The organism is Streptomyces sp. RB17 (genome assembly GCF_009604455.1).
Lineage (GTDB): Bacteria > Actinomycetota > Actinomycetes > Streptomycetales > Streptomycetaceae > Streptomyces.
This window is the reverse complement of record NZ_WEGL01000002.1, coordinates 248906-271198: the sequence shown is the minus strand read 5'-3', so window position 1 is coordinate 271198 and position 22293 is coordinate 248906. Positions and strand designations below refer to the sequence as shown.

Below are 22293 nucleotides of genomic sequence, written 5' to 3'. Positions count from 1 at the left end.
CCGTCAGCTCCTCTCGGTCGGGTGTCGGGGACGAGGGCGGCTCAGCGGGCGATCGTGCCGCCGAGCAGCCGCCGGTCGAGCGCGGCGGCCAGGCCGTCGGCACGCTCGAGCACGGCCGTGAAGTCGCGCTCGCAGGCCCGCGCGGACTCGCTGCGCAGTTCCTCGGGCAGCGCGGCGTCCTCCTGCGGGGTCAGCCCGGGGTACAGGCCGTTGACCGACACGTCCACACGCACCGCGGCCAGCCGGCGCCGGAGCTGGCCGACGACCTCGGCGGTGGGGACGTCGGCACGCAGGGTGAGGAAGTAGTTGTCGTAGACCAGGGCCTGCAGGCGGGGGTGGTTCGGCCGGGCCGTGTGGGCGTTCTCCTGCAGCAGGGACCTGCCGCTGGGCACCAGCTTCGCGGCGACGCCCGAGTGCACCAGGTGGTAGAGCCGGACCTCGTCGGCGAGCAGGGTCCCCTCCGGGGTGTCCTGCCACGGCAGCTTCCGTCCGCGCAGCACCTGCCGGACGGGGGCGAAGTCCGGCGCCCAGGTGCCGCTGAAGCCACGGTGCTGCAGGAACATACTGGGCCGGATGACGTCGCCGTAGACGTCCTTGGGGCAGGAGCTGGTGTAGAGCAGCATCGCGGTGTAGGCCCGCGTCAGGTCCGCCATGGCCGTCAGCGACGGGGCGGGGTCGGGCCGGGCGTGCGCCTGGTGCAGCGCGTGGCCGAGCAACTGCCAGACGGCGAAGGTCACCTGGTGGCCGGTGATCCAGCGGAACCAGAACAGCTGGTGGGCCAGTTCCGGAAGGCCGGGCGCCGGACCCGTGCGCGGGCACGCAGGCGGTGCCGTGGCCGGTCCGGACGCGGGGCCGGCGCGCAGCACGTCGGGCACGTCGGCCACGGGCCGGTGCGGCGGCTCGGGCAGGGTCAGCGGCTCCAGGCCGTAGGGGAAGTCCCCGAAGTCCCAGCCCTCGGGCACCGGCAGCTCGGTGACGACACGGTCCGGGCCCGCGCTCATGCGGCACCGCCCGGGACGTAGGTGAGCTCGAACTCCAGGCCGTTGACGTCGAACAGGTAGCAGCTGTGCACCCCGTCGGCGTCGACCACGATGTCCGTGGGCTGCTCGTCGGTCGCGAAGTCGTAGCGGCCCGAGAGGTACAACTCGATCCAGCGTTCACGCCAGGACCGGAGTTCGTCCGGGGAGCCCGTGGCGAGGCAGACGTGCTGGAACTGGGGCTTGTTGCCCCCGGGCAGGACCGGGTCGTGTCCCTCGCGTTCGAAGAGATGGAAGCGGACGTCGGCGACGCCGATCTCGGTGAGCCGGGTGATGCCCGGCAGCCTGCTGTGGGTGAGTTCGGAGAACGTGGTGAGCGTCCAGGTCTCGGTGCAGCCGAAGAAATCCTTGTACCAGGCCAGGCAGTTGTCCAGATCGCGGGTCTGGACACCCAGGTGGTGCATCGAAGGCACGAGTTTCGCTTCTGACATGTGGTGCACTCTCCTGTTTCTGGACTTTATCCGGGCGGAATTGAGGACCGCTTTTCGGACACTTCTCGGCTCTTGTCATGCTCTTGCCAGTCGCGGATTTCTGATGAATTATGGCGGGCATGGAACAAGAGCTTTGGAACAGCGTCGACGCCTATTTCAGCTCCCTTCTCGTGGAGCAGGACGAAGCCCTTTCGAAAGCCGCCCGCGCCCATGTCGAATTCGACCTCCCCGATCTCGCCGTCAGCGCCCCGCAGGGAAAGCTGCTGCATCTGCTGGCGCGTCTCGGGCGGGCGCGCAGCATCCTGGAGATCGGCACGTTCGGCGGGTACAGCAGCATCTGGCTGGCCCGCGCGCTGCCGTCCGACGGCCGTCTGGTCACCATCGAGTGGGAGCGGTCCTTCGCCGAGGCCGCCGCGGCGCGCCTCGCCGAGGCGGGGGTCGCCCACCTGGTCGAGCAGCACGTCGGCCGGGCGCTGGACATCCTGCCGACGCTCGACCGGCCCGGCACCGCCCCCTTCGACATGGTGTTCATCGACGCCAACAAGTCCGACATCCCCGCCTACTTCGACTGGGCCCGGAAGCTGGCGCGGCCGGGCGCGGTGGTGGTGGTCGACAACGTCGTCCTGGGCGGGGCGGTGGCCGAACCCGACCACCCCGACGCCGGCGTCCAGGGCGTGCGCCGGTTCCACGAGCAGCTGGCCGGCCGGACGGACGTCGTCGCCACCTCGATCCAGACCGTCGGCACCAAGGGGTACGACGGCTTCACGCTGGCCCTGATCACCGGTTGACCCGCCGGGGCGGGCGGTTCGCCTCCCGCCCCGGAACAAGCCTCCCTGCCTGCTCCGAGGGCCGGTCGGCGGCGGTCAGTCGACGTCCGGCGGCACCAGGTCCGGCGCGGTCCAGCCGTCCAGGTCGTACTCCGCCATGCACTGCTCGGCGAAGCCCCGGTACCGGTCGACGAGACCGGAGGCCGTCTGCGCGTGCAGCAGTTCGATCCGCACGCTCTCGTGGTTGCCCGAGTAGTTCCGCTCGTACAGCTCGTGCCGGCCGGCGAACTCGGTGCCCACCGAGTCCCAGATGAGCTTCATCAGCTTGGCCCGCTCCACCGCCTCGTAGCCGTTCGAGCCCCGCATGAAGCGGTCCAGGTGGGGCCGCAGTTCCGGCTCCTTGAAGTCCTTGGCGTGCGAGGTGAGGTAGATCAGTCCGCTGCTGAGGTCCTGCAGGATGATCTCCCGGACGCGGGGGTAGCCGACCGTCATGAACCACCGGTAGGCCATGCCGTAGTCGAGGTTGGGCAGCAGGGCTCCGGCGTGCCACGGGTCGGGGTTGTGCGCCATCGCGTCGCTCAGCGCCCAGAACATGTTGCGCCAGGCGAGGACCTCGCCGACCCGGGTCTGGATGCCCCGGAAGTCCTTGGTGCCGGTGACCTCCACGCCCTTGAGCAGCAGACCGGCCAGGAAGTCCAGCTTCACGGCCAGCCGGGTCACCCCGTGGAAGGTGAGCCGGTGGGTGAAGCCGGAGGTCTGCAGGAAGGTGCCGGCGCGGGCGGTGTCCCCGTAGATGAGCACGTTCTCCCAGGGGATCTTCACCTTGTCCAGGACGAACACGGTGTCGTTCTCGTCGAGCCGGCTCGACAGCGGGTAGTCGAACGGGCTGCCCGTGCGGCTCGCGGCCAGTTCGTAGGACTGGCGGCAGATGAGCTTCACCCCCGGTGCGTGCAGGGGCAGCGTGGCGACGAGGGCGAACTCCTTCTTCTTGACGGGCAGTCCGTAGTGGGCCACGAAGTTGAAGTGGGTGAGCGCGGAGCCGGTCGCCACCACCTTCGCGCCGCTGACCACGAGACCGTCGTCGCACTCCTTCTCCACGTGCACGAAGACGTCGTCCACCTCGTCCGCCGGACGGTGCCGGTCGACCGGCGGGTTGATCACCGCGTGGTTCCAGAACAGCACGCTCTCCTGCGCGGCGGCGTACCAGCGGCGGGCATTGTCCGCGAAGTCCCCGTAGTACTCCGGGTTCGCGCCGAGGGTCGCAAGGAAGCTCGCCTTGTAGTCGGGGCTGCGGCCCATCCAGCCGTAGGTGAGGCGGGCCCAGGCGGCGATGGCGTCCCGGTCGCCCACGAGATCCTGCACGCTGCGCGGCACCCGGTAGAACTTGTGGGTGAAGCCGTCGCTGCCGGTGTCGGTGGGCGCGGTGAGCGTGTCGTGGTGCTCCGGGTCGTGCAGGGCGTCGTACAGGCGCGCCGTCATGCGCGCGGTGTTGCGGAACGCCGGGTGCTTGGTGACGTCGTCGACCTTCTCGCCGTACGCCCAGATCTCCCGGCCGTCCCTGATGCTCTCGATGTACTCGTCCCCGGTGAGCGGCCGGGTGACCCGGGCCGTCGCGGAGGCCGGTCGTCCGGTCGTGCCGGGTGCGGCGGGCTGTTCGGTCGTGCCGGGTGCGGCGGGCTGTCCGTTGTCGGGTGCCATGTCCCTACTTCCGTGTCTCGTGATCGGTGACGAACTGCTCCCTGACCGGTCCTGGGCCGTCCAGGCAGAACGACCACACCGCGGTGGACCCGTCCGGCCCTGGTCCCGCCCGCTCGTCCTCCTCCGTCATCAGCCGGGGGAAGACACCGCGGTAGAACAGCAGTGGCCGGCCCCCGCCGGCGGCGAACTCCTCGACGCGGCCGACGTGCAGGGTGTGGTCGCCTCCGTCGTAGGTGCGCCAGGGGCGGCACACGAGGTGGCCGAGGGTGCCGCCCAGCCGAGGCCGGTCCCCGTCCGGGCGTACCCAGGGCACGGCACCGGCCGACGGGCCGCCGGCGAAGTGCACGGCCAGGTCCCGCTGGTCCTCGCCGAGCAGATTGACGACGTACGGGCCCGCGTCCAGCAGGGCGGCGGCGCGGGTACGCCGGCCCAGGGCCACCAGGGCCAGCGGCGGGTCCAGCGACACCGAGGTGAAGGAGTTGACCGTGGCCCCGTGCAGCAGGCTGCCGCGCCGGCAGGTCACCACCGTGACCCCGGTGGCGAAATGGCCCAGGGCGCGGCGCAGTTCGCGCGCCTCGCGCGAGGTGACGGCCCGGCCGGCCGTGGCGGGCGTCGCGTTCATGCGCTCTCCTCGGCTCGACGGGAGACCAGGGCCTCGGTCAGTTCCGCGGTCCTGCGGGCCCGGTGCACCAGTTCGCGCAGGATGTCCGGGCCGTCCTCGGTGAGCAGCGACTCCGCGTGGAACTGGACGGTGGCCAGGCCCGGGCCGTCCAGCGCCACCACGTCGCCGTCGGCACGGCGCCAGACGCGGGCCGGGCCGCCGGGACCGGGCAGGGCGCAGCGATCGGTGTCGGAGCGGGCGGTGAAACTGTTGTAGAAGCCGACGTTCCGCTCCCGGCCCCACAGTTCGACGGTCATCCTCGCCCCCTGGCGGGGCTGGTCCAGCCTGACCAGGCCGAGACCCAGCACCCCGCAGACGGCCTGGTGACCGAGGCACACGGCGGCCAGCGGCAGCCGCCGGGCGAGCCTTCGGGCGGCCAGGGACCGCAGCCGCGCCACGCGTGCGTCGGCCGTGTTCCGGGGGTCGCCGGGGCCGGGCCCCAGCAGCAGCACGGTCTCGGGGTCGCCGGCCACGGCAGGGACGGCCCACCAGGGGTGGACCTCGACCTGGCAGCCGACCGCACGGAGTTGCCGGGCGAGCATGCTGGTGAAGCGGTCCTCCGCGTCGATCACGGCAACCCGCGGACCGGTGCCGGGCGGTACGGCGAGGTGCGTGCCGCCCTGGAGCCAGAAGGCGGCGATGCCGTCGTTGCGGGAGCACAACGCGGCCCGTACCGCCGGATCGGAGGCGAGCGGCCCGACGTCGGGCGGACGGGAGGCGGACCGCTTGGAATCGGACGGACCGGAGGCGGACGGGCCGGAAGCGGGCTCACCGGAAGCGGACCACTTGGAATCGCGCGGACCGGAGGCGGACGGACCCGAAGCGGGCTGACCGGAGGCGGACGGACCCAAACTGGGCTGACCGGAGGTGAACGGACCGGAGGCGGACGGACCCGAAGCGGGCTGACCGGAGGCGGGCTGCCCGGAGGCCGACGGACCCGAAGCGGGCTGGCCGGAGGCCGACGGACCCGAACTGGGCTCACCGGAAGCGGGCTGACCGGAGGCCGACGGACCCGAACTGGGCTCACCGGAAGCGGGCTGACCGGAGGCCGACGGACCCGAACTGGGCTCACCGGAAGCGGGCTGACCGGAATCGAGCGGCCTGGCCTGCGCGGCGGGACCGGCGGTCGGGGGCCGGTCGCCGGTCCCGCCGTGGCGGGCGAGGGCGGTGAGCAGGCCCGCGGCCTTCGCCGTGGTTTCCGCCGCCTCCTCGTGCGGCACCGAGTCCCGCACCACGGTCGCGCCGGCGGTCAGCCGGACCGTGCCGTCCGCGGCGATGTCGGCGGTGCGCAGCACGATGACCGCGTCCAGACTGCGCCGTCCCGCTTCCCGGCCGGCCAGCGCCAGCACGCCGCTGTAGTAGCCGCGGCCCCGCGGCTCGTACCGGGCGATGACCCGGCAGGCGTTCTCCACCGGGCTGCCCGTCACCGTGGGCGCGGGCACCGTGCCCCGCAGGATGTCCGTCAGCGACAGCTCGGACCGGCCGTGCAGGTGGTACTGGGTGTGCGCGAGACGCGACATCCAGGCGAGCGTCGGACCGGACACCCGCACACCGGGGCCGCACAGCTCGCTCATCATCTTCAGTTCCTCGTCCACGACCATGTACAGCTCGTGGATCTCCTTGAGATCGGCGAGGAACCGGAGCAGGCCCTCCCGGTCCGGGCCGCCCGGCTCCGGGTAGCGGTAGGTGCCGCTGACCGGGTTCATGGAGACCTGCGCGCCGGCCACCCGTACCTGCTGTTCCGGGGAACTGCCGATCAGGTACCGGTCACCGGTGCAGACCAGGTAGGTCCAGTAGGCGCCGCTCTCCGCGATCAGCAGTCGGCGCAGGGCGGCCAGGGCCCGGCTCCGGTCGAAGTCGCGGATTCTCCCGTACAGGCTGCGGGCGAGGACGAAGTTGGCCCCCTCACCCCGCTGGATCTCCCGGCGGGTGAGGGCGTCGACACCGGCGGCGTAGCGGTCGTCGTCGAGGTCGAACCCGGCCCGGTCGACGCGCAGTTCGCCGTCCGGCAGCAGCGCCAGCATCCGCTCCAGGGAGACCGTGTGCTGGGACGTGACGTCCAGGGCGAGCAGCGGAGTGCCGTCGTCGGGTGCCGCGAAACCGCGTTCGGCGATCTGCCGGTGGGGCACCAGGGCGAGGACCCGGTGCGCCGGTCCGGTGCGAGCCGGCCCCTGGCACGCTGCCGGGGCCGGCTCGTCGTCGAGACGCAGCTCGGCGAGGCCGGCGGCGGTGCGGACGGGTCCGCTGACGACGTCCACGGTGTCCGGGTGACCCGCGCCCGGCCGGTGCAGGATCGCGAAGGGCGAGCCCGGTGGAGGCAGCAGGGCGTCCAGGGCCGAATCACCGCGTCCGTTCGCCCCCGGCTCGTCCGGTTTCACGGGCTCCACCGCCTCTCCCGGCTCGCCCGCCCCGCTCTCACGGCTCTCCCGGGCGCTCACGCGGCGGCCTCCAGGGCCGGCAGCCGCCAGTAGGCGGTCGCGGCGACGGCCTGGACCAGGTTCAGCCGGGGATCGCACAGGGTGCGGTAGGCCGGGCCGGGGACCGGGCTGAACCCGGCACCGCTGCACTCGACGATGTCGTCCGGAGAGGCCTCCAGGTGCAGTCCGGCACTGCGGCCGCCCTCGGCGGACACGATGTCCACGAACCGGCTGATCTCCGTCATGACGGCGCTGAGCCGGCGCGTCTTGAGTCCGTGCGCGGTGCGTTCTCCGTTGCCGTGCATCGGATCGCACAGCCACAGCACGGGATGACCGGCGGCGCGCACCGCCCGCACCAGAGGTGCCAGGCCGTCGATGCGGCCGGCCCCGAACCGGGCGACGAGGGAGAGCCGGCCCGGTGAGCGCTCCGGGTCGAGCGCGGCGCACAGGGCGAGCACCTGCTCCACGGACGTGGTCGGCCCGATCTTGCACGCCACCGGGTTGTCCACCTCCGCCAGCAGCCGCACATGGGCGCCGTCCGGCCGGCGGGTCCGTTCGCCGACCCATGGCCAATGGGTGCTGGCGAGGTAGGCGCGGCCGGAGCGGTGCCGGCGCACCAGGGGCAGCTCGTAGTCGAGCAGGAGGGCCTCGTGGCTGGTCCACACCCGGGTCTCGGCGGGGGATCCCTCGCCGCGGCCCAGCCGGTCCAGCGACTCCACGGCCCGCTGAGCGGCCCGGAAGCAGCTCAGGATGCGGCCGGGGTCGGGGCGGCGGGCGGCGGCGTCGGGTTCCGGGGCGTTGACCATCGGGCCGCGGTAGACCGGTAACGGCACGCCGTCGTGCAACTCCTCCGGCTGGGAGCGGGGTTTGGCGTACTGTCCGGCGACCCGGCCCACCCGGACGACCGGCCGCCCTGCGCCCGTGCGCACGATGTCGCTGAGGACGTCCAGCATCTCGGCCTTGCGAGCCAGCGGGGCCGGATCGCAGTCGGCGGGGTCCTCGGCGCAGTCTCCGGCCTGCAGGATGCACAGCTCGCCCACGGCGGCGCGTTCCAGGAGCCGGCGCAGGGCGCGCACGCTGTCGTACGTCACCAGTGGGTCCGCGCACGCCAGTTCGGTGTGGACGAGGGCGAGACGCCCCGGGTCAGGCCACTGAGGCTGCTGTGCGGCCGGGAGGGCGGCGACGACGGAGGGTATGAGGGTGTCGTATTCGGTCTCGGGGCAGGAGCTCGTGGGCATGACTGCTCGTGCTTTCGGTGTCCGGCGACCGCCTGGGCGATGGCCGTGATGGTGGATGGTCGGTGGGCGCCGTGGGGTGCCCGGTACGCCGGGGGGCACCGGACGGCGCCGGTGTCCTCAGTCGTCGGCCAGCTCTCCGGTGGAACGGAAGTAGCGGATCATGCGGGTGATCGCCGCTTCACCGATGGCGGGCCAGGTCAGACCCAGCTCGGTCAGCAGGCGGGTGGTGGCGGCGTTGTGGTAGGTGTTGTCGCCCAGTTCCAGGGCGCCCTCGCGGAAGAGGGGTACGGCGGCGGCGAGGGCGTTGCCGCCCGGGCCGCGTGCGGACTCCTCCAGGCGGGCCAGCCATGCGTCGGTCGGCACGATCTCGAGCGGACGGCCGTCGGCGCGCAGGGCCGCGTGGACCGGAGAGAAGTCCGATCCGTTCGGATGGAAGACGTGCAGGGTCCGGTTGTGGGCGGCGGGGTGCCGGGAGAGGGCGACGACGGCCCGGGCGACGAAGTCGACGGGCAGCAGATCGGTGAAGAGGTCCTCGGCCGGCGGGGCCGAGCCCAGTTCGATGAAGCTCTTGATCTGCCGCCACAGGAAGTCGTCGCTCTGGCAGGCGCCGGTGACGCTGTCTCCGGAGATGCGTCCGATGCGGTGGATGGTGACCGGGATGCCGTGCGCGCGCGCCGCGAGGGCGATGCGCTCGGCGACCCACTTGCTCTGGGTGTAGCCGATGCCCAGGCGTTCGCACGCCTCGGGCACGTCGTCCTCGGTGAGGACCGCGCCGGCGGGTGCCTCGCCCGGCGCGAACACGGCGATGGTGGACATGTACTGCAGATGCTTGGGCCGGTCCGTCGCAGCGAAGCGGACGAGATGGCGGAAGCCCTCGACGTTCGTCGGCTTCACCGAGGCGTACGGCAGCACGAAGTTGATGTGCGCGGCCGCGTGGTGGACGACGTCGACGGTGCCGGCCAGCGTGTCGTACGCCGGGCCGCTCAGACCGAGCCCCGGCCGGCTCAGGTCACCGGGTACGGCGCGCACCCGGGACCAGTCGATCCGCCCGTCCAGCCGGTAGCGTCCGGCGGTGGCGCGCAGCCGGCGTGTGGCGTCCGGTTCGTCCGCGGCCCGTACCAGGCAGTGGACCCGGGCGCCGGTCCGTGTGGTCAGCTCCCGCAGCAGGTAGCTGCCCAGGAACCCGGTGGCGCCGGTGAGCAGGACGTCGCGGGCCTCGGCCACCGGCACCGGGGTGCCGGTGACGGCGGGCAGACCGTCCGGAAGGGTCACGTCCGCCCGCAGCGCGGGAGCGGCGGCGGGGGTGCCGGTGCCCAGCCGGGCGGCCATGCCCGCCACGGTCGGGTCGTCGAACAGGGCGCGCAGGGACAGCTCCTGGCCGAACGACCGGCGCAGGCGGTAGACGAGTTCGGTGGCGATGATCGAGTTTCCGCCGATCGTGAAGAAGTCCTCGTCCCTGCCCACCGCGGACACCTTCAGCACGTCCGCCCACTCCCGGGCGATCCGCTGCTCCAGTCCCGGCCGCGGGGGGCGGGCGGGCTCCGCGGGTGCGGTCCGTGCCGCGTGCGCCTGTGCGACGGCCAGTTCGCCGACGGCCCGCCGGTCGGTCTTCCCGCTCGGGGTCGTCGGCATGTGCTCCACCGGCACCACCAGCGCGGGCACCATGTAGTCGGGCAGCGTGCCGGACACCGCGCGGCGCAGCTCGGCGGTCTCCCAGGTGCGGGAGGCTTCCAGGACCGCGACGAGCCTGCGGTCTCCGGGCGCGATGTCGACGGCGGCGACGGCGGAGGAGGCGACGCCGTCGAGGTCGTCGAGAGCGGCCTCGATCTCGGCGGGCTCGATCCGGTAGCCGCGTATCTTGATCTGGTCGTCGGTCCGGCCGAGGTACTCCAGGTCGCCGGCGGCGTTCCAGCGCACCAGGTCGCCGGTGCGGTAGAGCCGGTCACCGGGTTCGCCGAAGGGGTCCGGAAGGAAGCGGCGGGCCGTCTCCTCGGGGCGGTTGCGGTATCCGGGGGACAGCACGGACCCGCCGATGTACAGCTCGCCCGGGACGCCGGGGGGTACGAGCCGCCGGTGGGCGTCCAGGACCACCAGCCGGACGCCGTCCACCGGGCGGCCGATCGGCGGGGTGTCGGGCCAGTCGGCGGGCGGGCCGGTGAGGGGGTGCCAGGTGGCGAGGTGGGTTTCCGACGGCCCGTACATGTTCACCAGCCGGGCCGCCGGGTGCCGGGTGAAGAACTCCCTGATCTGCGGGGAGACGACGAGGGCCTCGCCGACGGAGGTGATCTCACGCAGGTCGTCCAGGCGCGGCCCGCCGTCCGCGGCGAGGGCTGCCAGCTGCTGCAGCGCGATGTACGGCAGGTACACCCGGGTGATGCGGCGCCGGGCGAGGAACCCGGCGAGGGCCTGCAGGTCCTTGCGCAGTTCCTCGGGGACGAGCACCAGGGTGCCGCCGGCGCACAGGGTGCCGAGGATCTCCATCACCGAGACGTCGAAGGACAGCGACATGTACTGCAGCGTCCGCCCGGTCGCCCCGCACGGTGAGCAACGGTCCTGCGCGCGTACCAGGTTGGCGACGGTCCGGTCGGCGATGACCACACCCTTGGGCAGGCCGGTGGAGCCCGAGGTGTGCACGACGTAGACCGGGTCGTCCGGCGTCTTGACCCGGCCGAGTCCGGTGGCGGGCGCCGCGGCGATGCGCTCGGTGTGCCGGTCCAGCACGAAGAGGCGCTCGCCCGGCGGCAGTTCACCGGCCAGCACGGTGTCCGTGACGGTCAGCGAGACCCCGGCGTCGTGCAGCGTGTGGGTGAGCCGCTGGGCGGGGTATGAGGGGTCGAGCGGCACGTACGCGGCGCCGGTCTTGAGGACGGCGAGCAGGGTGACGACCATGGCGTGGGAGCGGGGCAGGCAGATGCCGATCCGGGTGCCGGTGCGGGCGCCGGACGCGCGCAGCACCTGGGCGAGCCGGTTGGCTCGCCGGTCGAGCTCGCGGTAGGTCAGGGCCGTGCCGTCGTCCTCCAGGGCCACGGCGTCGGGGGTGGCGGCCGCCTGGGCCTCGAAGAGTTCGCTGACGGGCGCGTCGTGCGCGGCGTACGCGGTGCGGTCGCCGCGGGCCAGGACGGTCCGCCGCTCCTCCTGGTCGAGCGCGTCCAGTTGGTGCAGCGGCGCGTCGGGGAGGCGGACGAACTGTCCCATCAGGTACCGCAGTCGCGCTCCCATGGCCTGCGCGGTCGCCTCGTCGAAGAGGTGGGTGTCGTATTCGATCAGGCCGTGCAGGCCCTCGGCGTCGCGTTCGAAGACCACCGACAGGTCGTACTTGGCACCGTGGGAGGCACCTCGTTCGATGCGCAGTTCCCCGTCCCCGTGGGTGATCCGTCCGGAACCGGCCTGGGTGAGCACGAGCATGGTCTGCACGAGCGGGGTGTAGCCGCTGCTGCGCGGCGGCTGGAGCCGCTCGACGACCTTGTCGAACGGCACCCACTTGTGCCGCAGCGCGCGGCTCACCTCCTCGCCGGCCTGCCGCAGCACGTCCCGGACGGTCATGCCGGGGTCGATCTCCTGGCGCAGGACGACCAGGTTGACGAAGTAGCCGATCAGGTCGTGGGTGGCGGGATCGTCGCGGAGTGAGACGGGGCTGCCGACCAGCACGCGCCGCTGCCCGGTGTGCCGGGCGAGGAAGACCGCGTACGCGGCGACGAGCGCCATGAACAGGGTCACCCCCGCGTCCCGGGCGAGGGCCTCGAAGTCGTCGGCCAGGGCGGCCGGGAGGCGCAACGGGACGGCGCCGCCCCGGTGTTGCTGCACCGGGGGGCGGGGCCGGTCGGTGGGCAGGTCCAGCACCGGGAGTTCCCCGGCGAGCCGGTCGGCGACCTGGTCGAGGGAGCGTGCCAGGGCGTCGGGGGTCATCCGGTCCCGGTACCACTGGCTGAAGTCCGCGTAGGTGGGCCGGAGCGGGTCGGCCTCGACGGGCAGCCCGCGGCCGAGGCGGTCGTAGGCGTCGAGGAGTTCGCGCAGGAAGATGCCGGCGGAGGCGGCGTCGGAGGCGATGTGGTGGATGTTGCAGACGAGCGCCGACCGGTCGTCGGGACCCTGGGCGCAGGTCAGCGCGACGACCGGCCCCCGCGACAGGTCGAGGCGGAGATTGGCCACCCGGTGGACGAGGGCGGCGAGTTCCTTGTCGTCGCCGTAGCGGGCGACCTCGAACTCGACGGCGTCGTCGTCCTCCGAGACGGTCTGCCGGAGGACCCCGTCGCGCAGGGCGTAGGTGGTGCGCAGGACGTCCTGGCGGCGCAGCACACCGCGCACGGCCGCACGCATGCGGTCGGAGTCGGCGGTGAAGGGCAGCCGGACGGAGAACGGGCCGTTGTAGGCGGCCGGGTGGGGCAGGTACTGGTCGATGAGCCAGATGCCGCTCTGGCCGAAGGAGGCCTCCACGCCCGTCCCGTCGCGCCGGACGAGCCCGGCGCGCAGCTCGGGGGTCCGGGGCGCCCCGCGCCGCTCGGCGAGTCGTGCGGCGACGTCGGCGACGGTGACGTGGCCCGTCAGCTCCGCGGCGGTGACGTCGACGGCGAAGACGGCGGTCAGGGTGGTGGCGAGGCGGTCGAGCGGGCCGGGGTGGGAGCACCGGCCGGCGAGCGGCTCGTGCGCGGTGAGGCCGGCGCTGGCGAGGGTGGTCCGGGCAAGGTCGAGTACGGCGGTTTCGAGGGGGGAGTTCACCGGTCGTTGTCCTCTGCAGAGATCCACCGGCCGGCGGCGACGGACGCCGCACGGCCGCGGCCGGGTTACGACTGCTGGGCCTGTGCCGCGGGGTCGCGCCCGGTGTCCCGCGCCTGCTCGACGAACCGCGCCAGCTGTTCCACGGTGCCGTGCCGGAACACGTCCTCGGTGCTCACCTCGACGCCGAAGATCTTCTGCAGCCGGGAGGCGAGTTGCACGAAGTGCAGGGAGTTCCCGCCGTGCCCGAGGAAGGAGTCGGTGGTGGTGAAGTCCTGGGCGCCGGAGATGTCCTTCCAGGCCTGGAGTACGACGGTCTCGAGCGGGTTCTGCACGGCTGCGTCACCTTTCTTCGGCTTCGGTAGGGCCACCGACGGGTCCGTGAGCGCGGACCGGTCGATCTTTCCGTTGACGTTCCTCGGCAGCTCGCCGAGGTGGTGGAACGAGGACGGGACCATGTACGAGGGCAGTTCGTCCCCCAGCAGCCGCGCCAGGTCGGCGCCGTCGCGAGGCCGTCCGTCGGTGGTGGTGTAGAAGGCGGTGAGCGACTTGTCACCGGCGTCCTCGGGGAACGCCTTGACCACGGCGTCGGTGACGCCGTCGAGGGCGCGCAGGGCGAGGGTGACGGCGGTCAGTTCGACGCGGTAGCCGCGGATCTTCACCATGCTGTCGGCGCGGCCGACGAGGACGATGTCGCCGTCGGCGGTGGTGCGGGCCAGATCGCCGGTCAGGTAGCGGAGCCGGCCGTCGGGGCCGGTGACGAACTTGCGGGCCGTCAGTTCGGGATCGTCGAGATAGCCCTGGGCGAGTCCGAGTCCGCCGACGGTCAGCTGTCCGGGTGTGCCCGGCGGGCAGGGCCGCAGGGTGTCGTCGAGGACCTCCAGGTCGACCTCGGGCAGGGGGCGCCCGACGGGGACCCGTTCCTCGCGGGGGACGTCGTCGGCGCCGCGGATGGGGTGGAGGGCGGTGATGGAGGAGTTCTCGGTGCAGCCGTAGCCGTTGTAGATGACCGCCTGTGTCGACCGGGCCGCGCGGCGCAGGTGCTCCGGTGACGGGAAGTCGCCGCTGAGCAGGATGACCCGGAGGTCGCGCAGGCACTCCGGTTCCTCGTCCACCAGCAGGTTGAACAGGCCGCAGGGCAGCGAGAGCGCGGTCACGCCGTGCCGGACGATCGCCTCCTTCAGCGCCGGGAGGCTGGGCAGTCCGTGCGGCATGACGACGAGTCGTGCTCCGTGCAGGAAGGCGAGCCAGATCTCGATGGTGGAGGCCGCGAAGGAGAACGCGGCGGACTGGACCAGACAGTCCCCCGGTCCCATCCGCAGGTCGCCGGCGTACGGTCCCAGCCGGGCCAGCCCGCGGTGGGCGATGCGCACGCCCTTGGGCCGGCCGGTGGATCCGGAGGTGAACATGAGGAACGCGGTGCTCTCCGGATCGGACACCGCGGGCGGCGCCATGTCGGAGCCGGGGTCGGCGCCCCGGGTCAGCTCGTCGACCGGCACGTGCAGCGGTGCCCCGGCCGTCGTGGGCGCGGCGCCCGGCGGTTCGGTGTCGTGCACGACGGCGCGCGGCGCCGATTCGGCCACGACCCGGGAGACGAACGGCGCGGGGTGATCCGGGTTGAGGGGCACCACGCAGGCGGCCGCCTTGAGCACGCCGAGCATGACCGCGTACAGGTCGGTCGAGCGGCGCAGATACACGGCGACCCGGTCGCCGGGCGCCACCTTCCGGGCGACCAGAGCACGGGCCACGCGCTCGGCCCGCTCGTTCAGTTCGCGAAAGGTCACGGTCTCCGTGCCGGAGACGAGGGCCACTTCGTGGCCGGCGGTCCGCACGATGCGGTCGAAGCAGTCGGTGAGAGTCAGGGAAACAGGGGAACGCGCCGCGCTCGACGCGTGGTCCGTGCGCACATGTGCTCCTTGCCTCGCTGGCATCCAGGGACAGGCATTCCACGGAAACAAGCACACATCAGATGAAAACGGATGATTGCTGTGTGGAAATCACGTTAGGCATGAGCTCTTCAGCGTGTCAACCCCGATCCGGACCGGCACGCCCGCCCTCACCTACACCCCGACCCTACGACCCACCCTCCGCGCACCTCCGCTTTTTTCAGCCATTCGCTTTCCATCAGGAAAGCGACCGCTCGTTGACGAAAGATCCAACAATCGTTTTCCCGGAAGAAATCATTCCGGATCTCACACTTGAGGGAATCTGATTTCTGATCGGAAACCATTTTGTGAAGTGGAGGCCGCGTGTGGAGCGCAGTGGTGTACGTGAGGTCTGACGATCGTTGATAATGGGTAACCAACCGACTCTCTCCCACCTCATCATCCGAGGGACTGATGACTCGAACCGACAGTCCACCGCGCGCGTCCGACGCTCCGCCCGCGCCGGGCGAACTCGAGGACGCACTGTCCCACCTGCAGTGCATCCTGGTCGCCCGCCGCACGCGCTCGAATCCGGAAGGCGTCACCTGGCAGCAGTACGACGTGCTCGAACTGCTGCGTATTCGCGGTCCCATGACCCCCTCGGTCCTGAGCGGCTCGCTCGGCGTGTCGAGGGCGACCACCTCCAAGGCGCTGCGGGTCCTGAAGGACCTCGGCCTCGTCGGGCAGCAGACGCTCGGTGAGGATCGGCGTGAACTGACCACCTCGCTCACCGCGACCGGCGAGTCCTTCCTCACCCGGGTGGCCGACCAGCGGCGCGACAACGCCGCCATCGTCGAGGCCGCCCTGAGCCCGGGCGAGCGGGCGATGTTCGTCGAGCTGTGCCACAAGGTCGCCGGGGCCCTGGAACCCCACCTGTGACCGAGAGAGACCGCAACGGCGAAGGCCGTGCCGAGGATTGCGACAATCCTCGGCACGGCCTTCGCCCTGCGTCTCGCAGTCGGGACGACAGGATTTGAACCTGCGACCCCTTGACCCCCAGTCAAGTGCGCTACCAAGCTGCGCCACGTCCCGTTGCGGTCCCACCCGGGGTGTCCCCCGCGTGATCACGCAGGTCAACCCTACCGCACCCGAGCGGGTGCCGGTGCCGCCCCCGAGGCGGCGGGGATCGTCGTACGGTCCTGGCGGCGGGCCGGGACGAGGAGGGCGGCGCCGGCCGCGGCCAGGCAGAGGAGGGCGAGCAGGGCCCAGCCGTGGGTGTAGCCGGAGGCGTAGGGCAGGCCGGAGGGCTGGAGGCGGCCGGTGACCAGGACGCCGGTGAGCGCGGCGCCGATGGAGCCGCCGATGGTGCGGATGTTGGCGTTCATGCCGGTCGCGGCTCCGGTCTGCTCGGGCGGGACGCTGCCGACGACGAGGTTGGCCATGGACGCGAAGGCCAGCCCGATACCCAGGCCGAACAGCCCGGCCACGACGGCGATCTGCCACTGGGCGTCATGCCAGAGGGTGAGGAAGCCGCAGGCCAGCGCGCCGAGGGCGGCACCCGCGGTGAGGAGCGCCTTGGCGCCGACGCGGGGCTCCAGGCGGCCCGAGAGGATGCCGGAGAGGAACATCGCCAGCAGCATCGGGAGCATGAGGAGGCCGGAGGCGGTGACGCTCGCGCCGAAGCCGTAACCGGCCGTGGACGGCGTCTGGACGAAGCCCGGCAGGAAGGACCAGATGGCGTACATGCCCGCGCCGAAGAGCAGGGCGGCGGCGTTGGTCGTCCACACCGCGGGCAGCCGCATCACGCGCAGGTCGATCAGCGGGGTGCGGGAGCGGGCCTCGGCCGTGAGCCACAGGACGAACAGCACGACCGCGGCGGCGAACAGACCGAGCACCTTCGCGGAACCCCAGCCCCACTGCCCGGCCTGGCTCAGCGGCAGCAGCAGGGCGACCAGCCATGCGGAGAGCAGGATGGCGCCGTACCAACCCACCTTCCCCTGGGCCCGCTTGGGCGACTCGGGGACGTACGCCACGGCGATCAGGACCGTCGCGGCGACGATCGCCACGGGGATCCAGAACAGCCAGCGGTAGTCGAGCGCGGAGACGATCGGTCCGGCGGCCACCATGCCGACACCGCCGCCCGCGGCGATGACCGCGGAGAGGGTGCTGATGCTGCCGCTCACCTCGGCCGGCGCGAACTCGTCGCGGATGATGCCGAAGGACAGCGGGAACAGGGCGCCACCGACGCCCTGGACGACCCGGGCGACGACGAGGACACCGATGTCCGGGGCGAGCGCGGCGACCAGACAGCCGGCGAGGACGGCGAGCAGGACGCCGACGAGCGTGCGCTTCTTTCCGACGAGGTCACCGACCCGGCCGAGGATGGGGGTGAAGACCGAGGCGGACAGCAGGTAGGCCGTCATCACCCAGGTCGCGGTCGACTGGGAGGTGTGCAGGGCGTGCTGGACGGTCGGCAGGGCCGGCGCGATCAGCGACTGGAGCATGGAGAACACGCCCGCACCGGTCGCGAGGACCGCGAAGGTGAGGCGAGTGGACGTGCGGGGCATGAGAGAGCCTCTCCGAAGGGGAGCGCCGAGGAAGGGGCGAAGGAGGAAGTCGAGGAAGAGGTGACGGGGGCATCGCCGCCGGGCACGTCTGCCCAGGGCGGAGTCGGCCCCAGCACTGCTAAAGTGGAGGTGCACCTCCACTCTAGCGGAGGCGCGCCTCCGGTTCAACCGAACCGGATGCGTTCCTCCGGTTCATCGATCCCCCATGGGAGGCACCAGTGACGGCCACGCCGTTCCCCGTCGGCGAGATCGTGGCGACCCGCCGGCCTCACCGCAAGGACGCCGCCCGCAACTACGACGCCCTGCTCGCCGCCGCCCGCGAGGCGTTCGCGGAGCACGGCTCGGACGCCTCCCTGGAGGACATCGCCCGCCGCGCGGGCGTCGGAATCGGCACCCTGTACCGGAACTTCCCCACCCGCCGCGACCTCTTCGAGAGCGTCTACGCCGACGAGGTCAACACGCTGTGCCGGGCGGCCGAGGAGGTGGCGGACCTACAGCCGTGGGAGGCGCTGACGGCCTGGCTGGACCGCTTCTCCGGCTACATGGTCACCAAGCGCGCGGTGCGCGAGGCGCTGAACGACGAGTCCGAGATCTTCCAGACCTGCCGCGACTCGATGTACGCCGCCGGAGGCCCGCTGCTCGAGCGCGCCCAGCGGGCCGGCGTGGCCCGCGCGGACATGGACTTCACCGACCTGCTGAGGATGGTCGCCGGCATCACGGCCACGGCGTTCGACGACGACGCCCAGCGCGACCGCGTTCTCGCCATCGCGCTCGACGGGGTACGCACCGGCCGCTGAGGCCGGGCACCACCTCCTTGATGGGCGCCTTCCACTTGATGAGCGCCTTCTACTTGATGAGCGCGTTCGCCACCACCACGATCACCCCGAGCAACGCGTCCCCGCCGCCCATGAGGCACGCCATGGACCAACTCCGTGCCGACCAGCGGGCGGTGATCAGGCCGAGGACGAAAAGAATCACGATGTTGAGGGCGAACGCCGGGTACTGGACCCCGTTCGGCGGCCACCAGCCCCAGCCCGCGCCCGCGAGCAGGAAGACCGTGGGCAGCACGGCCGTGACCAGCGGCCACTCGTCCCGCAGCGTGCGCAGCACGTCCCAACGGCGGTGCGGGGCGCGTTCCGCGATGTAGTGGGCGTAGCCGTGCGCGAGGGCGGAGGCGCAGGCGGTCACCAGGAGCCACACGGCGTCGTAGAGGCGGCCGGCGGCGGTCGTACGGCCGTACTGGGTGAGCGCCGCGACCATCGAGCTGGCGAGCACGGCACCGTACACACCGCCGAACAGGACGGCCTCGCGTGTGTCGTGCTGCCGGGGCGGTGCCGTGCCGACCGCCGTGGAGTCAGCCATGTTCCCCACGATCAACCGTGCCACGCCGCCCCGCCAGTTCGCACGGACCGACGAACTGTCCTCCCACCAGCCCAGATGCCCCACACACTGTCGGCTTCGCCACGGCCCGGCGCTGGCTAGGCTCGCCGCATGACGCACAGCTTCGCGCTCCACATCCCCGACGCCGAACTCGAACCCGAGCCCCTCGACCCCGAACAGATCGTCTCCGGCGACCCGGAGGTCACCGGGAAGGTGGTCTGGGAGTCGCCGGACGGCCGGCAGATCCGCGGGATCTGGCAGATCACGCCGGGCGCGGTCAAGGACACGGAGGCGGACGAACTGTTCGTCGTGATCAGCGGTTCGGCGACGATCGAGGTGCAGGACGGGCCGACGCTGACGGTGGGGCCGGGGGACATGGCGGTGCTGCGGGCGGGGGACCGTACGACGTGGACCGTGCGCGAGACGCTGCGCAAGGCGTACGCGATCAACCTGTGAGGCGCGGTCGGGGCGCCGCGACATGCCGTCGCGCGTCTGCGGCGCCGTTGTGGTCGCTCGCGCCCACACGGCGGTAGCCGCATGTCAAAAGGGCCCCGCGCCCCTTTGGGGCGCGCCGGCTCGGGGCGCCAAGCTGCTCAGCTCCTTGACCCCGGCGGTCAGCGCCTCGGCCACCGCCTGCGGCGGTATGTCCGCTCCCCCGCTCGTGCGGGCCGAGAGTGGCAGTTCCACCTGGACGCCGCGCAGGCGGGTCAGGTTGACGGGGTTGCGGGGATGGACGCCGCGCAGGTCTGCCGGGATGGCCGTCAGGTCGGTGACGGCCGGGAACTGTGGGGCGCCGGCGGCGAGCGCCGAGGCGAGGACGTGGGCCGCGGGCCGGTTGGCGCCGCCCAGGAAGATCGTGTGCGGTGCCTCGGGGCGCATGTGGCCGTGCACGGAGACCGTGAGGGAGACGTGCTCCAGGAACTCCCGCAGGAGGGCGCAGTGATCGGCCGCCATGCGCGCGGACGGGATGTGCACGGGGCGCCGTACCCCCGGCTGGGTGAAGACGAGGCTGGTGGCGCCGCAGCGGCGCGCCACGAGGTCCGCGAGTTCGGCTGTGCCCCCTTCGTTGCTGCCGTGCAGGGCCAGCAGCCCGATCCCGCTGCCCGGTACGAGGGCCGCGACCAGCGGTGTGCCGTCGATCTCCACGTGTTCGGTACGGGTCACCGGATCGCCCCCTTCACTCGGCCGGCTGCGCGGGCATGTTGTACGGCGTGACGACCTGGATCGCGGACGGCAGCGCCGGGCCGGCCGGGGGCAGCGCGCCGTGCGCCCGCATCACGAGGTGGCAGGCCTCCCGCATGTCCTGGCGCAGGTCGTGGTGGAGCACGGCGGACAGCCGGTGCTCGCGCAGCAGTCGCGTGTTGTCGTGGTCGAGGTCGTGGGCGATGAACACCGCGCAGGCGCGGCCGAGGTCGGCGAAGGCGCGCAGGGTGGCGTCGTTGCCGCCGCCGATGGAATACACGGCCCGGATCTCAGGGTCCCGTTCCAGGGCCGCGCGGACCAGGTCGTACTGGGTGGCGTCCAGGCCCTGTCCCTCGGCGATCTCCACCAGGGTGCGCTCGGGATGCCGGGCCCGCATCACGCTCCGGAACCCCATCTCGCGCTCCTCCTCGTTGCGGAAGTAGCCGCTGCTCAGGCTGGTGAGGACATGGCCGGGCCGGTCGCCGAGCCACTGGCCCATCAGATAGGCGGCGGTGGCCCCGGCGGCCCGGTTGTCGCTGCCGACGTAGCCGATCCGGCCGCCGGCGGGCAGGTCGGTGACCAGGGTGACGACCGGGATGCCGGCCGCGGTGAGCCGGCCCACGGCGGCGGTGACCTCGGGGACGTCCGGCGCCTTGAGGATCACGCCCTGGGAGCCGCGCCGGGCGATCCGGTCCAGCGTTCTGACCTGCTCGGCGGCCGGGCCGGTCTCGCGGAAGTGGAAGCGTGAGCGCACCACCGCCGGGTGCAGGGACGGCAGTTCGGCCTCCAGGGCGGCGCGTACGGCGGTGGAGAACCGCTCCGGCGCCTGCACCACGATGTCCACCATGAAGGTGCGGCCGACCAGCCGCACCTGGGTGCGCTGCCGGTCGAGGTCGGCGATGGCCCGGTGCACTTCTTGCGCGGTGCTCTCGCGCACGCCTCCCCTGCCGTTCAGCACACGGTCCACCGTGGCCTCGCTCAGACCCGCCTGACGTGCGATCTCCCGGATCGGGAACGGGTGTCCCATGGGCCGGCTCCTTGAGGGGTTTTTGATGGCTGGCTGCTGGTTGTTCGAGGGGTTTGTCATGACAAGAATGACAGGGCTGTGCCGCTCCGGTGGCCTGAAGTCGTGACTGAAAGAAGGACACCGATGTCCGTCGCCTCCGTGCCAGGCCGTGCCTGGCTGTCCGAGCAGGACTGCGACCTGGACGCCTTCCGCGCCCTGATCGACCGGACGACCCGCCTCATGGACTACCCGCACGCCGCCTCGGTGGCCGAGAACGTGCTGGTGTACGAGGGTGAACGGCTGCGTGCCGGCGGGGACCGGGACGCGCTGCGGGCGGAGCTGGTGCGGGCGTTCGCCGACGGCCCCGGCATCGTCGTCGTCCGGGGCGCCTACCCGGACCCGGCGGTCGTCGACCGGGTCACGGCCGTGTTCGAGGCGCTGATCGCCGAACAGCGGGCGTCCGGCGCCACCGCCGGCGACCACTTCGCCCAGCCCGGTGCCAACGACCGGGTGTGGAACGCGCTGGAGAAGACGGCCCTGTACGACCCGGAGGCGTTCGCCGGCTACTACGCGAACGACGTCCTGGCCCTGGTCTGCTCGGCCTGGCTGGGTCCCGGCTACCAGGTGACCTCGCAGGTCAACGTGGTCAACCCGGGCGGCGCCGGGCAGACCGCGCACCGGGACTACCACCTCGGCTTCCTCAGCAACGCGACCGCGGCCGCCTACCCGGCCCATGTGCACCGGCTCTCCCCGGTGCTCACCCTCCAGGGCGCGGTCGCCCACTGCGACATGCCGGTGGAGTCGGGCCCGACGCTGTATCTGCCGTACTCGCAGCGGTACGAGCCGGGCTATCTGGCCTGGCGGCTCCCGGAGTTCCAGGCGTACTTCGAGGCACACCACGTACAGCTCCCGCTCGCCAAGGGCGACGCGGCCTTCTTCAACCCGGCGCTCTTCCACGCCGCCGGCACCAACCGCACGGCGGACGTGCGGCGCACGGCCAATCTGCTCCAGGTGTCCTCCGCCTTCGGGCGCGCGATGGAGACGGTGGACCGGGAGGCGGTGGCGAACGCGGTGTTCCCGGTGCTGCTGGGGCGCGCGGCCGAGGGGGCCGGCGAGGCGTGGCTGGAGAACGTGATCGCGGCGAGCGCCGAGGGCTACCCCTTCCCGACCAACCTCGACAGCGACCCGCCGGTCGACGGTCTGGCCCCGCCGGCGCAGGCGGACGTGCTGCGGCGGGCGGTGCGCGAGAAGTGGACACCGGAGCGGCTTCGTGCGGAGTTGCGGGCCGGTGCGGAACGGCGAGAGAGCTGAGGAAGAGAGCTGAGGAAGGG

The 22293-nt window shown here is 72.3% G+C and carries 17 protein-coding genes, 1 tRNA gene and 2 pseudogenes; 5 read left to right on the top strand and 15 right to left on the bottom strand.

The window, feature by feature from the left end; all coding sequences use genetic code 11:
* Positions 1-41: 41 nt before the first annotated feature.
* Together SRB17_RS08210 and SRB17_RS08205 are read right to left on the bottom strand one after the other, a co-directional pair.
* Positions 42-1001: a hypothetical protein gene (locus SRB17_RS08210; protein ID WP_153536331.1), complete on the bottom strand. Its 960-nt coding sequence runs from the start codon at positions 999-1001 to the stop codon at positions 42-44.
* Positions 998-1468: a VOC family protein gene (locus SRB17_RS08205; protein ID WP_153536329.1), complete on the bottom strand. Its 471-nt coding sequence runs from the start codon at positions 1466-1468 to the stop codon at positions 998-1000. The genes SRB17_RS08210 and SRB17_RS08205 overlap by 4 nt, the downstream gene beginning before the upstream one ends.
* Before the next feature lie 119 nt (positions 1469-1587).
* On the opposite strand from SRB17_RS08205, the gene SRB17_RS08200 reads away from it, so the two are divergent.
* Positions 1588-2256, top strand: coding sequence for an O-methyltransferase (locus SRB17_RS08200; protein ID WP_194293942.1), 669 nt, complete (start codon positions 1588-1590; stop codon positions 2254-2256).
* Positions 2257-2331: 75 nt separating this feature from the next.
* Here SRB17_RS08200 and SRB17_RS08195 read toward each other — a convergent pair whose 3' ends face one another.
* The 8 genes and pseudogenes from SRB17_RS08195 to SRB17_RS08170 all read right to left on the bottom strand — a co-directional run bounded on the left by SRB17_RS08195 (position 2332) and on the right by SRB17_RS08170 (position 14869).
* Positions 2332-3933, bottom strand: a complete 1602-nt coding sequence (locus SRB17_RS08195; RefSeq protein WP_153536324.1) for a 4-hydroxyphenylacetate 3-hydroxylase N-terminal domain-containing protein — start codon at positions 3931-3933, stop codon at positions 2332-2334.
* A gap of 4 nt (positions 3934-3937) precedes the next feature.
* Positions 3938-4555, bottom strand: coding sequence for a flavin reductase family protein (locus SRB17_RS08190; protein WP_153536322.1), 618 nt, complete (start codon positions 4553-4555; stop codon positions 3938-3940).
* Positions 4552-5166, bottom strand: a complete 615-nt coding sequence (locus tag SRB17_RS48435; protein WP_416237046.1) for an aminodeoxychorismate/anthranilate synthase component II — start codon at positions 5164-5166, stop codon at positions 4552-4554. Before SRB17_RS48435 ends, SRB17_RS08190 begins: the two co-directional genes overlap by 4 nt.
* A 196-nt stretch (positions 5167-5362) precedes the next feature.
* Positions 5363-5470: pseudogene (locus SRB17_RS48430) on the bottom strand (hypothetical protein); the annotation flags it as partial.
* A 320-nt stretch (positions 5471-5790) separates the two neighbouring features.
* Positions 5791-6618: pseudogene (locus tag SRB17_RS48425) on the bottom strand (chorismate-binding protein); the annotation flags it as partial.
* A gap of 410 nt (positions 6619-7028) precedes the next feature.
* Positions 7029-8249, bottom strand: a complete 1221-nt coding sequence (locus SRB17_RS08180) for a 3-deoxy-7-phosphoheptulonate synthase (protein ID WP_153536318.1) — start codon at positions 8247-8249, stop codon at positions 7029-7031.
* Between the two features lie 117 nt (positions 8250-8366).
* Positions 8367-12965: a non-ribosomal peptide synthetase gene (locus SRB17_RS08175; protein ID WP_153536316.1), complete on the bottom strand. Its 4599-nt coding sequence runs from the start codon at positions 12963-12965 to the stop codon at positions 8367-8369.
* Between the two features lie 65 nt (positions 12966-13030).
* Positions 13031-14869 (bottom strand): non-ribosomal peptide synthetase, encoded by a 1839-nt coding sequence (locus tag SRB17_RS08170; protein WP_194293941.1) that lies wholly within the window; start codon positions 14867-14869, stop codon positions 13031-13033.
* A gap of 432 nt (positions 14870-15301) precedes the next feature.
* Here SRB17_RS08170 and SRB17_RS08165 point away from each other — a divergent pair, with 432 nt between their 5' ends.
* A complete protein-coding gene (locus SRB17_RS08165; protein WP_153536311.1) occupies positions 15302-15766 on the top strand; it encodes a MarR family winged helix-turn-helix transcriptional regulator in 465 nt (154 codons plus the stop codon).
* A gap of 79 nt (positions 15767-15845) precedes the next feature.
* On the opposite strand, the gene SRB17_RS08160 is transcribed toward SRB17_RS08165, so the two are convergent.
* Both SRB17_RS08160 and SRB17_RS08155 read right to left on the bottom strand, forming a co-directional pair.
* A tRNA-Pro gene (locus tag SRB17_RS08160) sits at positions 15846-15919 on the bottom strand.
* A gap of 47 nt (positions 15920-15966) precedes the next feature.
* Positions 15967-17394, bottom strand: coding sequence for an MFS transporter (locus SRB17_RS08155; RefSeq protein ID WP_153536309.1), 1428 nt, complete (start codon positions 17392-17394; stop codon positions 15967-15969).
* Between the two features lie 218 nt (positions 17395-17612).
* Between SRB17_RS08155 and SRB17_RS08150 the strand changes: the two genes are divergently transcribed.
* Positions 17613-18191, top strand: coding sequence for a helix-turn-helix domain-containing protein (locus tag SRB17_RS08150; protein ID WP_323375175.1), 579 nt, complete (start codon positions 17613-17615; stop codon positions 18189-18191).
* A 49-nt stretch (positions 18192-18240) separates the two neighbouring features.
* On the opposite strand, the gene SRB17_RS08145 is transcribed toward SRB17_RS08150, so the two are convergent.
* Positions 18241-18756: a hypothetical protein gene (locus tag SRB17_RS08145; RefSeq protein WP_153536307.1), complete on the bottom strand. Its 516-nt coding sequence runs from the start codon at positions 18754-18756 to the stop codon at positions 18241-18243.
* A 129-nt stretch (positions 18757-18885) separates the two neighbouring features.
* On the opposite strand from SRB17_RS08145, the gene SRB17_RS08140 reads away from it, so the two are divergent.
* Entirely contained in the window at positions 18886-19230 is a 345-nt protein-coding gene (locus SRB17_RS08140) for a cupin domain-containing protein (protein WP_153536305.1), read from the top strand.
* Positions 19231-19314: 84 nt separating this feature from the next.
* Here the strand turns inward: SRB17_RS08140 and SRB17_RS08135 are convergent, their stop codons facing one another.
* Together SRB17_RS08135 and SRB17_RS08130 are read right to left on the bottom strand one after the other, a co-directional pair.
* The gene (locus tag SRB17_RS08135) at positions 19315-19938 is read right to left on the bottom strand and encodes a poly-gamma-glutamate hydrolase family protein (protein ID WP_153536303.1); all 624 of its coding nucleotides are present in this window, start codon (positions 19936-19938) and stop codon (positions 19315-19317) included.
* Between the two features lie 13 nt (positions 19939-19951).
* Complete coding sequence (locus SRB17_RS08130; protein ID WP_153536301.1) at positions 19952-20983, bottom strand: LacI family DNA-binding transcriptional regulator; 1032 nt, start codon at positions 20981-20983, stop codon at positions 19952-19954.
* Positions 20984-21106: 123 nt separating this feature from the next.
* On the opposite strand from SRB17_RS08130, the gene SRB17_RS08125 reads away from it, so the two are divergent.
* Complete coding sequence (locus tag SRB17_RS08125) at positions 21107-22273, top strand: phytanoyl-CoA dioxygenase family protein (RefSeq protein WP_153536299.1); 1167 nt, start codon at positions 21107-21109, stop codon at positions 22271-22273.
* The last annotated feature ends 20 nt before the right edge of the window (positions 22274-22293 follow it).

Coding starts and splice junctions, on each gene's coding strand:
- SRB17_RS08210 (WP_153536331.1), bottom strand. CDS start 1,001: ATGAGCGCGGGCCCGGACCGTGTCGTCACCGAGCTGCCGGTGCCCGAG.
- SRB17_RS08205 (WP_153536329.1), bottom strand. CDS start 1,468: ATGTCAGAAGCGAAACTCGTGCCTTCGATGCACCACCTGGGTGTCCAG.
- SRB17_RS08200 (WP_194293942.1), top strand. CDS start 1,588: ATGGAACAAGAGCTTTGGAACAGCGTCGACGCCTATTTCAGCTCCCTT.
- SRB17_RS08195 (WP_153536324.1), bottom strand. CDS start 3,933: ATGGCACCCGACAACGGACAGCCCGCCGCACCCGGCACGACCGAACAG.
- SRB17_RS08190 (WP_153536322.1), bottom strand. CDS start 4,555: ATGAACGCGACGCCCGCCACGGCCGGCCGGGCCGTCACCTCGCGCGAG.
- SRB17_RS08180 (WP_153536318.1), bottom strand. CDS start 8,249: ATGCCCACGAGCTCCTGCCCCGAGACCGAATACGACACCCTCATACCC.
- SRB17_RS08165 (WP_153536311.1), top strand. CDS start 15,302: ATGACTCGAACCGACAGTCCACCGCGCGCGTCCGACGCTCCGCCCGCG.
- SRB17_RS08155 (WP_153536309.1), bottom strand. CDS start 17,394: ATGCCCCGCACGTCCACTCGCCTCACCTTCGCGGTCCTCGCGACCGGT.
- SRB17_RS08145 (WP_153536307.1), bottom strand. CDS start 18,756: ATGGCTGACTCCACGGCGGTCGGCACGGCACCGCCCCGGCAGCACGAC.
- SRB17_RS08140 (WP_153536305.1), top strand. CDS start 18,886: ATGACGCACAGCTTCGCGCTCCACATCCCCGACGCCGAACTCGAACCC.
- SRB17_RS08130 (WP_153536301.1), bottom strand. CDS start 20,983: ATGGGACACCCGTTCCCGATCCGGGAGATCGCACGTCAGGCGGGTCTG.
- SRB17_RS08125 (WP_153536299.1), top strand. CDS start 21,107: ATGTCCGTCGCCTCCGTGCCAGGCCGTGCCTGGCTGTCCGAGCAGGAC.